Source organism: Porphyromonas endodontalis ATCC 35406 (assembly GCF_000174815.1).
GTDB classification, from domain to species: Bacteria; Bacteroidota; Bacteroidia; order Bacteroidales; family Porphyromonadaceae; genus Porphyromonas; species Porphyromonas endodontalis.
In genome coordinates this window covers 254,249-263,829 of sequence record NZ_ACNN01000026.1, presented here as the reverse complement: position 1 = coordinate 263,829, position 9,581 = coordinate 254,249, and the positions used below count along the sequence as shown (strand labels likewise).

Here is a 9,581-nt window from a genome sequence, read left to right as displayed (position 1 = left end):
TAACTAAGACATCGATGACAAGCAAATACGGAATATCAGGATGCTGCTAAACAATAGACCCAGGAAAAGTTTGGACTTTAAATCTCCGAATGAAGTACTAGCATTACTTTTGTCACACCGTTGCACTTGACACTGGAATCTGCAGAGTAGGCGAGTATAAATACTGCACACCATATTCCCTGAGAAATGGTTACTTTTGTGCTTGTAAGTGGTTACACAAGGTGTAGAAACAACAAAATGCTACACATAAAGAACTGCTACATCAGTTTAGACCAAAGAAAGTAATAGATATACTATGCTTAGAGAAATTCTGTCTGTCTCGGGTCGTCCGGGGCTTTTCAAACTCCTCTCTCAGGGGAAAAACTCCCTCATCGTGGAGTCTCTTACAGATAAGCGTCGCACACCTGTCCATGCTACAGATCGAGTGGTATCGCTTGCAGAGATTGCCATATATACGACTGAGGGAGAGAAACCTCTCGGTGAGGTGCTAGATCTTGTGTATACGGCTGCCGAAGGCAAGGAGGTAGACCTCAAAACCATTGGGGCAACCAAAGAGTCTACATTTGCCTATATGGAGTCTGTACTCCCCACGTACGATAAAGACCGCGTTTACCCTACCGATGTAAAGAAGATGCTCTCGTGGTATAACATATTGGTGCGAGGCGGTTTTACCCGATTTACCGAAGAGGAGACCCCCGCAGAGGGGAGGGAAGAAGAGGTTAAATAACTTCTTACATTCGATTTCGCTCACTAATTAAAATCCATTAATAGTACAAACATTGCTATGTTCAAGGGAATGAAAGATTTCTTGGGCGCTGAACTCAAGAAGATCAAAGAGGATGGGCTCTACAAAGAGGAGCGCATCATTACGACACCCCAACGTGCCGACATCAAGGTTAATGAAGGTCAAGAAGTACTTAACTTTTGTGCTAACAACTATCTAGGCCTCAGTGATCATCCTCGCCTTATCAAGGCTGCAAAGGAGGCTATGGATAGCCATGGTTATGGTATGAGTAGTGTGCGTTTCATTTGTGGTACGCAGGACATGCACAAGCAACTCGAGCGCGCTATTGCTGAGTACTTCCATACTGAGGATGCTATTCTTTATGCTGCTTGCTTCGATGCCAACGGAGGTGTGTTTGAGCCTCTCTTTGGTGCAGAAGATGCAATTATTAGCGATGCCCTCAATCACGCTTCTATTATTGACGGGGTACGTCTTTGCAAGGCAAAGCGTTATCGTTATGCCAATGGTAACATGGCAGAACTCGAAGAGTGCCTCAAAGAAGCGCAAGCACAACGTCATCGTATTATTGTAACGGACGGCGTTTTCTCTATGGATGGCAATGTTGCCCCCATGGATCAGATCTGTGCTCTTGCTGAGAAGTACGATGCTCTTGTAATGGTAGACGAATGCCACTCAGCAGGCGTTGTGGGAGCAACCGGTCGTGGTGTTGCCGAAAAGTACAACTGTTGGGATCGTATTGATATACACACCGGTACACTCGGTAAGGCCTTTGGTGGAGCTGTTGGTGGCTTTACGGCAGGTCCTCAAGAAGTTATCGATATGCTTCGTCAGCGCTCTCGTCCCTACCTCTTTAGTAACTCAATTCCCCCCGCAGTAGTAGGTGCCGGTCTTGAGGTTTTCAAGATGCTCAAAGAGGACGATTCGCTCCATACCAAACTTATGGAGAATGTAAACTACTTCCGCGACAAGATGATTGCTGCCGGTTTTGACATCAAACCAACTCAGAGTGCCATCTGTGCTGTTATGCTTTATGACGCACCTTTGTCTCAGAAGTATGCTAAGCGTATGCTCGAAGAGGGTATCTATGTAACGGGATTTTACTATCCTGTTGTACCCAAGGGTGAAGCTCGTATCCGCGTACAGCTCTCTGCCGGTCATGAGCGTGAGCACCTCGATCGTTGTATCAACGCCTTTATCAAGGTGGGTAAAGAGCTTGGTGTAATTAAATAATTACCTATACATGGAGAGAGGGGCTTCTCCCCTTTCTTCTATTTCTTACAACCTCCGGTTGAGCATTTATAGGTGCTCGCCGGAGGTTTTTTCTTGGGATGGGAGTAGCCCCTTTATAGGAATGCCGGAATAAAGAGGGCTTGGGGCAAAAGGTTCTTAGCCGGAATGTGAGGGGAGAATTGGGTGGTTTTTCGTTCGTTTTCACCCGAAATTGGTGAAGGCTTTAGGCTGATTCCTGGGCAGATTTCACCCTGCAAGGATTCATGAGGAGGCTGAGTTTTTTTCTTCGACAACCTATCGGTATTATTTTTTCTCTGGGGGAGGGGCTATTTAACGCCTTTTGGAGAAATTTGTTTTCGAGGACTTGTTTTTGGACGAGCGCGCATGAGAGCTGTGCTGTTCCGAGCTTTGTCGCGGATTCTTCTTTTTAGAAGATTCGGGTTGACGAGCAACATACTGACCAAAGAGTGCTTCTATAAGGTCGGGTCTATGCAGGGATTGCAATGCTTGTATAAGTTCTCGTCGCTCTTCGGGTTTATACCAAAAGAAGTACCGTCTTTGCTTCCTTTTCTCCTCGGGAGAGATGGCGCAGTAGAGTTTTTCTAGTGTATAAGGATGGTACCCCGTGTAATAGATCTCAGTGGCAAGGGTCATAGGAGTGGGAGTGAAGTCCTGTACTTGCTCAAGATGGAAGTTAAGCCGCTTGGTTAGCACGGCTAATTCTGCCATATCCACTTCGTGAGAATTGGGGTGTGAGGATATGAAGTAGGGAATCAGTTGCTGCTTGAGCCCGTACTTTTTGTTTACCTCATCAAAAATGCGAGTAAAGCGCTCAAATAGAGAAAATGGGGGCTTTCGCATGATTTTCAGCACGTTGGGAGAGGTGTGTTCCGGAGCTACTTTTAGTCGTCCCGAGGTATGGTGGGCTATAAGCGACTCGGTGTATCGCTTGGCTTCGCGTTGGTATTCGGGATTTTTGTACTCTTCGAGTAATAGGTCGTAACGCACCCCACTACCAATAAAACTCTTCTTGATCTCGGGGATTTTGTCCACCTTGTCTAATAGATCATTTAAGGGCTTGTGATTGGCGTTGAGATTGGGGCATATGGCAGGGAAGATACAGGACGGGCGTACACAACGTGCGCACAACTCCCGATTGACCCCCTCCATTCTATACATGTTGGCAGAGGGACCTCCCACGTCACTTAGATAGCCTTTGAAGTCGTCCATCTCCGTAATCGCTCCTACTTCTTTGAGTACGGAGGCCTCGCTTCTGGAGGCTACGAATTTGCCTTGATGGGCTGAGATGGTACAGAAGGCACACCCCCCGAAGCAACCCCTATGCAGATTCACCGAGTGCTTGATCATCTCGTAGGCCGTGATGGTCTTGCCCTTGTAGCGAGGGTGGGGGAGGCGAGTATAGGGTAGATCGAAGGAGGCATCGATTTGTCCGGTAGTCATAGGAGGAAAGGGCGGATTCACAATAATAACACGATCACCGCAGGGTTGAATGATGCGACTTGCATGGAATTTATTGCTCTCTTCCTCTATGTGCTTGAAGTTCATTGCCTGTTTCTTCTTGTCCTTTAGGCACTCCTCGTAACTAAAAAGACGGAGGTCGCCCTCTTGGGGCTGGAAGTCTTGAGCGTCTACAGCGTAGGTGGTTTGGAGTATTTTGCGCAGTTCGGCAATATCGGCTCCGGCTTTGAGTCTTTCCACCACCTCTGCCAGTGGTAGTTCTCCCATCCCGTAGATGATCAGGTCTGCGGGGCTTAGGATAGACATCCCAGGTAAGAGTTTATTTTGCCAATAGTCGTAGTGAACCAATCGCCTGAGGGAGGCTTCGATCCCTCCTAGGATAATGGGGACGTCGGGGTATATACTTTTGAGGATGCGACTATATACGATGGAGGGATACTCCGGGCGCATGTCAATGCGCTTATCAGGAGTATAGGCATCTTCACTCCTCAGTCTTCGGGCAGCGGTGTACTTGTTTACCATGGAGTCCATAGCCCCCGGGGAAACTCCAAAGAAGAGTCGAGGTTTACCCAATTTGCGGAAGTCCCTCAGATCGTCTCGCCAATTGGGTTGGGGTACAATGGCAACACGCAGACCATGGCTCTCTAGGAAGCGTCCTACCACGGCCGCCCCAAAGGAGGGATGATCCACATAGGCATCGCCACTAAATAAGATAACGTCCGCCTCATCCCAGCCACGGGCGTCCATTTCTTTCTTAGAGGTGGGGAGGAAGTCCGTTAGGCTATATTGCCTTGCCATACGAAGCTATCGGGGTAGATTGATTGCAGTGGATCTATGGCAATGGGGGTATGGAAGAAGCCATAAATAGCAGATCCGGAGCCGGTCATAGCCGTGTAGAATGCTCCGGCTTTACATAAGGATTCTTTGATTTTGGGGAGAATGGGATGGCGACCGAAGAGTGATGCCTCAAAATCGTTGATGAAGAGATCTTGCCACTGATCAAGGGACTTTTGAAGTAAGGATGGGAGAGAGCCCTTCGCCTCAGGGTGGCAGGTAATCTGAGCATACGCCTCTTTGGTTGAGATCGAAAGGCTAGGCTTGATGAGCACCACACTCGCTTGTTGTAGTTCGTGGGGTATCTCAATGGGGGTTAGTACCTCACCTATCCCTGTAGCTAGCATGGGTTTATTATAGATGAAGAAGGGGCAGTCGGCTCCTATTCGCGCCATTTTTCGTGCCATTTCTTCTTCCGATAAATTTAGAGAAAACCGCTGATTGAGCATTTTCAGAGCAAAAGCAGCATCTGCAGAGCCCCCGCCAAGCCCGGCTCCAAAGGGGATTTTTTTGAGAAGTTCGACCTCCAGAGGGGGGATAGCGACTTCCTCTCGTATCATTTGTATTGTACGAATTACCGTATTACTCTCTACGGCGCCGTCGATGGTGATGCCACTTTGCCGCCAAGTATCCTCCAACGCTCCTTTTTGAGGCACTATCTCTAGGGCATCGGTTAGGGTGATAGGTAAAAATATCGTCTCTAGTAAATGGTAGCCGTCGGCACGTTTTCTTAGAATACGAAGACCTAGATTGAGTTTGGCATTGGGGAAAGTGATCATCTCGGATAGGTACAAAAGGGAGTATCGCAGGGGAGTGTGAGGATTGCCCAACTCCCCTGCGATACTCCTTATAGATGGTTTAGTATATCGCTTACAAGCACCCTAGAAGCAGACTTTACCACACTTATTGCAGTGGCGTATCTCCTGGTTATTAAAGCGAGAGGATATAACGTCTACGATAGAGGCACGAAGGGGCTCAAGCTCAATGAGTCTGACTACATCGTCGGTAAACGCAATGCTGAGAAGGGTACGAGCTTCGTCTTTGGAGACACCGCGTTGTTGCATGTAGAAGAGAGCTTCCTCGTCGAGTTGCCCTGTAGTCATACCATGGCTACACTTTACATCATCCGCATAAATCTCAAGTTGAGGCTTGGAGTAGACGCGAGCATTGGGCGAGAGTAACAAATTGCGATTGCTCTGCTGAGCATCGGTCTTTTGAGCTTGGGCTGACACAAAGATACGTCCGGCGAAAGCACCAACCGCTTCGTCATCCATTATGTACTTGAATAATTCGTGGGTCTTGCATTCGGGGAATATATGGCTTATATAGGTGAAGTTGTCTACGTGCTGTGCTTGAGTGCCAATGGCTAGCCCTGCGAGAGTAAGCTCGGCATGAGGCCCCATAAAGCGCGTCCAGTATGAGTTCCTTGTAATGCCATTGTTGAGCGTTAGTCCGTTGATCAGTACTTTGCTTGATTCGTATTGGCGCAAACAAAGAGTGGAGAGGTGTCGCATCCGGCTGCTAGACTCCTCTACGTCGTAGAGTTTGAGCTGAGCGTTCTCTGCAACATGCACCTCTATCACTTGATCTACTAGGAAATCATGTTTGTCTAATGTGTGGTTGCAGACCAGCACTTCAATTGCCGATTCTTCCTCAAGTACGATAAGAACTCTACGGAAGAGGAGCATGGGTACATCCGCACGCACCAATTGGATAAGTCGTAGCGGTTCGGTTACCTTCACCCCCTTGGGCACAAAGAGCAGAACGGCGTCTTGAGCAAACATGGTATTGAGAGCAACAATGCCGTCAATATCCGTCTCTGCGTATCTGCCATATATCTTAGCGAACTGGGGCTCTCGCTCCGGATGCTCCGTGAGGAAGGCTCTAAGGCTTCCGATATATACCCCGGTAGGGAGTTGCTCCAAGCCTTGCGAAAGATTCCTATCAAAGCGTTCGTTGAGGATTATCCCCTGCATATAGGGCATATCCTCTACATCGCAAGAGAATCCCTTGGTATCGTGGAGAGGGAATTGTACTCCGTTGATATTTACACCGTAATCGAGGCTGAATAGGTCGTGAATATCCGTACGATTGTAGTTTTCGCTGCGCAGAGAGGGAAGTCCGTGTGCGCTGTAATCCTCTCTAGCCCCCTCTCGGGCATTATTCATCAGCGGAAAAGATCCCTTTTCTATGGCTTTCCTATTCTCATCGAAGAGGTCGAGATAGGTTTTTGCAATACTTTCCATATTGAGGGTAATCAGAGAGTATGTTGTTCCTTAATCCAGTCGTAGCCACGTTTTTCTAGCTCTAGAGCAAGTTCAGAACCTCCGTCTTTTACGATGCGTCCGTTGTAGAGTACGTGTACAAATTGAGGCTTAATATAGTCGAGCAAACGTTGATAGTGGGTGATTACAATAGAGCTTGTTTCCGGAGTATGCAGCTTGTTTACCCCCTCTGCAACAATGCGCAGAGCATCTATATCAAGACCACTATCCGTCTCGTCTAGGATGGAGAGACGAGGCTCTAGCATGGCCATTTGGAATATTTCATTCCGCTTTTTTTCTCCTCCCGAAAACCCTTCGTTTACCGAACGATTAGAAAGTTTGCTCTCCAATTGTACGAATTCTCGTTTCTCTTTCATCAGTTTGAGGAATTCCGCAGCAGGCATAGGAGGAAGCCCCTGCGACTTGCGTTTCTCGTTAATGGCCGCTTTCATAAAGTTGGCCATACTCACGCCCGGGATCTCCACAGGGTATTGGAAACTTAGGAACAGCCCTCGGTGAGAACGCTCTTCCGGGCTCAAAGGCAGAATGTTTTCACCTCGGAATGTAACCTCTCCTTCGGTGACCTCAAAAGCAGGATTCCCTACAAGTACGGAAGAGAGGGTACTCTTTCCGCTCCCATTGGGTCCCATGATAGCATGGATTTCGCCTTCGTTAATCGATAGGTTAATGCCCTTTAGTATCTCCTTTCCATTGATAGAGGCGTGGAGGTTTTTTATCTCTAATAGCTTCTTGCTCATCTTCTAAAAGTCTTAGTTATTGCTAGATCTTACTTCTTCTGCACTTAACCTACCGATCCCTCTAGGGTTACACTCAGTAGTTTTTGTGCCTCTACGGCAAACTCCATGGGGAGCTTATTCATTACCTCCCGGGCATAGCCGTTTACAATTAAGCCTACTGCTTCTTCGGTGGTAATACCTCGCTGCTGGCAGTAGAAAAGCTGATCTTCGTTTATTTTGGAGGTCGTAGCCTCGTGTTCTATGATTGCCGTATCGTTGAGTACCTCGGCATAGGGGAATGTGTGTGCGCCACAATGGTCGCTTAATAAAAGGCTATCGCATTGCGAGTGGTTGCGACTACCCTCTGCGCTCGCAGATATCTTTACCAGCCCTCTGTAGCTGTTGTGGCTGGAGCCTGCCGAGATTCCTTTAGAAACAATGGTGCTGCGCGTATTTTTCCCTATGTGGATCATCTTTGTTCCCGTATCGGCTTGTTGGTAGTTGTTGGTTACTGCTACCGAATAAAACTCGCCTACAGAGTTATCCCCCACAAGGAGACAACTCGGATATTTCCAGGTAATGGCAGAGCCTGTCTCTACTTGGGTCCAAGAGATTTTTGAGTTATTACCACGGCAAAGTCCTCGCTTGGTTACGAAGTTGTATATCCCGCCTTTGCCATTTTTGTCGCCCGGATACCAATTTTGCACGGTGGAGTACTTGACCTCCGCATTCTCCTCTGCAATAATCTCTACGATGGCAGCGTGTAATTGATTCTCATCACGCATGGGAGCTGTACACCCCTCGAGGTAACTAACATAGGCATCATCGTCTGCGACAATGAGAGTTCTCTCGAATTGCCCCGTGTTACGAGCGTTTATGCGGAAGTAGGTGGATAACTCCATCGGGCATCGCACACCCTTGGGGATATAAGCAAACGAACCATCACTAAAGACGGCGGAGTTGAGCGCTGCAAAGTAGTTATCTCTATAATTCACTACCTTGCCAAGATATTTCTTTACTAGCTCGGGATGCTCTTTTACTGCTTCGCTGAAAGAGCAAAATACGATCCCTAGAGCAGAAAGCTTGTCCCTGAATGTGGTCTTTACAGAGACACTATCCATTACAGCATCTACAGCCGTATTCCCTGCTAATATCTGTCGCTCGTGTAGGGGAATCCCCAGCTTGTCGAACGTCTCCATCAGCTCCGGATCAATCTCTCCGGGCGTACCATTAGAGACTTTTTGCTTGGGAGCTGCGTAGTAGATTATGTCTTGATAGTCAATGGGAGGGATGTGGAGATGTGCCCACTTGGGTTGCTTTAGTGTGAGCCAATGCTGGTAAGCTTTGAGACGGAAGTCGAGAAGCCACTCGGGCTCTTCCTTTTTCTTCGAAATCAAACGTACTACCTCTTCGCTGAGCCCACGTTCTATGGTCTCAGTGGAGATCTTCGTTTCGAATCCATATTTATAGTCTCCCTGCGTTACCTCTTGTAGTATGTCTTCTTTGGGTTCTCCTTGAGAAGAGGGTTGAGGGTGAGTGCTATCTTTCATTTATTTTTCTTCTTTCTCTTTAGAAGTCTGTTCTATCAAATCATTCTCTTTATCCAACAGGCGAGGAGCTAAAATAGTTGGCACAAAGTTCTTTACGGGGTAGTATAGTGCAGACTCTTTACGAATATCTTTTTCCTCCTTAGGGGCTTTTCTTTCTTCTTTGGGTCGGGTGGTAGACTCAAGGGTACTGCTGAGCTTTTTTGTAAGGGTGGCAGCCGGAATAAATATAGAGTCCACAAAAACAAAAATATAGCCAAGTATGGCGAGAGATATAAGCCCACCTACTAAGCCTCCCAGCAACTTGTTGAATATCCCTAGGGGGGTAGCATTGAGGATTTTTGTTATAATCTTACTCGCTAGATATACAGCTCCCAAGATAAGCAGGAAGGATAGGGCAATAGCTACTGAGTTCGCTATCTTATCACTTAGCTTGAGCAAAAAAGAGAGTGCGCCGCCTAGCCAATCCGCTACCACTCCAGAAACTGCAATCCCAACCACAATAGCCACGAAAAAAGCAGCCTGATGTATGAGCCCTTTGGAGAATCCCTTGAAGAGAGATAGCCCAACGATAACGATAATAGCAATATCTAACCAGTTCATTTTTTCCTATCTATCGGCTAATTCTCAAGCTCCAACAAACAATAAAAGAGTTGCCAAGGATACCTATTTCTGCACGTGTGCGAATAAGTACCTCAGTAACTCCTTTTATTATTCATATATGTGGAGAATACTTTTGTCAATT

General features: G+C 47.2%; 8 protein-coding genes and 1 pseudogene. 3 read left to right on the top strand and 6 right to left on the bottom strand.

The features are described from left to right. Positions 1-7: 7 nt before the first annotated feature. The 3 genes and pseudogenes from POREN0001_RS09685 to kbl form a co-directional block, all read left to right on the top strand. Positions 8-130: pseudogene (locus tag POREN0001_RS09685) on the top strand (IS30 family transposase); the annotation flags it as partial. A gap of 165 nt (positions 131-295) precedes the next feature. Further along, positions 296-727: a DUF5606 family protein gene (locus POREN0001_RS06940; RefSeq protein ID WP_004334368.1), complete on the top strand. Its 432-nt coding sequence runs from the start codon at positions 296-298 to the stop codon at positions 725-727. A gap of 57 nt (positions 728-784) precedes the next feature. Continuing rightward, positions 785-1,975: a glycine C-acetyltransferase gene (gene kbl / locus POREN0001_RS06935; protein ID WP_004334297.1), complete on the top strand. Its 1,191-nt coding sequence runs from the start codon at positions 785-787 to the stop codon at positions 1,973-1,975. A gap of 330 nt (positions 1,976-2,305) precedes the next feature. On the opposite strand, the gene POREN0001_RS06930 is transcribed toward kbl, so the two are convergent. The 6 genes from POREN0001_RS06930 to POREN0001_RS06905 all read right to left on the bottom strand — a co-directional run bounded on the left by POREN0001_RS06930 (position 2,306) and on the right by POREN0001_RS06905 (position 9,439). Further along, entirely contained in the window at positions 2,306-4,252 is a 1,947-nt protein-coding gene (locus tag POREN0001_RS06930; RefSeq protein WP_004334265.1) for a YgiQ family radical SAM protein, read from the bottom strand. Next, positions 4,231-5,067, bottom strand: coding sequence for a 4-(cytidine 5'-diphospho)-2-C-methyl-D-erythritol kinase (gene ispE, locus POREN0001_RS06925; protein WP_040581115.1), 837 nt, complete (start codon positions 5,065-5,067; stop codon positions 4,231-4,233). The genes POREN0001_RS06930 and ispE overlap by 22 nt, the downstream gene beginning before the upstream one ends. A gap of 102 nt (positions 5,068-5,169) precedes the next feature. After that, positions 5,170-6,534, bottom strand: coding sequence for a Fe-S cluster assembly protein SufD (sufD, locus tag POREN0001_RS06920; RefSeq protein ID WP_004334312.1), 1,365 nt, complete (start codon positions 6,532-6,534; stop codon positions 5,170-5,172). Between the two features lie 11 nt (positions 6,535-6,545). Then, entirely contained in the window at positions 6,546-7,310 is a 765-nt protein-coding gene (gene sufC, locus POREN0001_RS06915) for a Fe-S cluster assembly ATPase SufC (protein WP_004334178.1), read from the bottom strand. 44 nt (positions 7,311-7,354) lie between these two features. Then, positions 7,355-8,839 (bottom strand): Fe-S cluster assembly protein SufB, encoded by a 1,485-nt coding sequence (gene sufB, locus POREN0001_RS06910; RefSeq protein WP_004334306.1) that lies wholly within the window; start codon positions 8,837-8,839, stop codon positions 7,355-7,357. Next, entirely contained in the window at positions 8,840-9,439 is a 600-nt protein-coding gene (locus POREN0001_RS06905) for a CvpA family protein (RefSeq protein WP_004334087.1), read from the bottom strand. Positions 9,440-9,581 lie beyond the last annotated feature (142 nt).

Excerpts from the sequence above, each read along its gene's own strand:
- sufB (WP_004334306.1), bottom strand. The coding sequence starts at position 8,839 with ATGAAAGATAGCACTCACCCTCAACCCTCTTCTCAAGGAGAACCCAAA.
- POREN0001_RS06930 (WP_004334265.1), bottom strand. The coding sequence starts at position 4,252 with ATGGCAAGGCAATATAGCCTAACGGACTTCCTCCCCACCTCTAAGAAA.
- sufD (WP_004334312.1), bottom strand. The coding sequence starts at position 6,534 with ATGGAAAGTATTGCAAAAACCTATCTCGACCTCTTCGATGAGAATAGG.
- sufC (WP_004334178.1), bottom strand. The coding sequence starts at position 7,310 with ATGAGCAAGAAGCTATTAGAGATAAAAAACCTCCACGCCTCTATCAAT.
- POREN0001_RS06940 (WP_004334368.1), top strand. The coding sequence starts at position 296 with ATGCTTAGAGAAATTCTGTCTGTCTCGGGTCGTCCGGGGCTTTTCAAA.
- kbl (WP_004334297.1), top strand. The coding sequence starts at position 785 with ATGTTCAAGGGAATGAAAGATTTCTTGGGCGCTGAACTCAAGAAGATC.
- POREN0001_RS06905 (WP_004334087.1), bottom strand. The coding sequence starts at position 9,439 with ATGAACTGGTTAGATATTGCTATTATCGTTATCGTTGGGCTATCTCTC.
- ispE (WP_040581115.1), bottom strand. The coding sequence starts at position 5,067 with ATGATCACTTTCCCCAATGCCAAACTCAATCTAGGTCTTCGTATTCTA.